The 689-nt window shown below is 58.8% G+C and carries 1 pseudogene; it reads right to left on the bottom strand.

The window, feature by feature from the left end:
• A pseudogene (locus Q4579_RS22995) lies at positions 1–689 on the bottom strand (transketolase); the annotation flags it as partial.

Here is a 689-nt window from a genome sequence, read left to right as displayed (position 1 = left end):
GCGTTCCGGGCATATTCCATGAACATCAGGAAAGTAGCGCCGTAAGGCACGAAACCGCCGTGCAGGGCGATACCGTTGATGATGGCCGTCATGCCGAATTCACGCACACCGTAGTGGATGTAGTTACCGGATGCATCATCTGCCGTCAGTGATTTGGAGCCCGACCACATGGTCAGGTTGGAAGGTGCCAGATCTGCAGAGCCGCCCATGAATTCAGGCAGGATCTTGCCGAATGCTTCCAGCGCGTTCTGAGAGGCTTTACGGGAAGCGATGTTCGCCGGGTTGGCCTGCAGATCAGCGATGATCTGGCGGGTGGCTTCTTCCCATTGTGCTGGCAGTTCACCGTTCACACGGCGTTTGAACTCTGCGGCCAGTTCCGGGTGTGCCGCTTCATACGCGGCCAGTTTTTCATTCCACGCGGCTTCTTTCGCTTCGCCCGCTTCTTTGGCATCCCACTGTGCGTAAACGTCTGCAGGCACTTCGAACGGACCGTGCTGCCAGCCCAGGAATTCACGGGCGGCTGCGATTTCGTCGTGACCCAGCGGGGCACCGTGGCAGTCGTGCGAGCCGGCTTTGTTCGGAGAGCCGAAACCAATAATGGTTTTGGTACAAATCAGGGTTGGGCGTGGATCGGCTTTTGCCGCTTCGATCGCCGCGTTGATGGCTGCCGCATCGTGGCCGTCTACCGC

The organism is Photobacterium sp. 1_MG-2023 (genome assembly GCF_030547945.1).
GTDB lineage: Bacteria > Pseudomonadota > Gammaproteobacteria > Enterobacterales > Vibrionaceae > Photobacterium.
The sequence above is the reverse complement of the archived record's forward strand: the minus strand, read 5'-3'. Positions and strand labels throughout refer to the sequence as shown.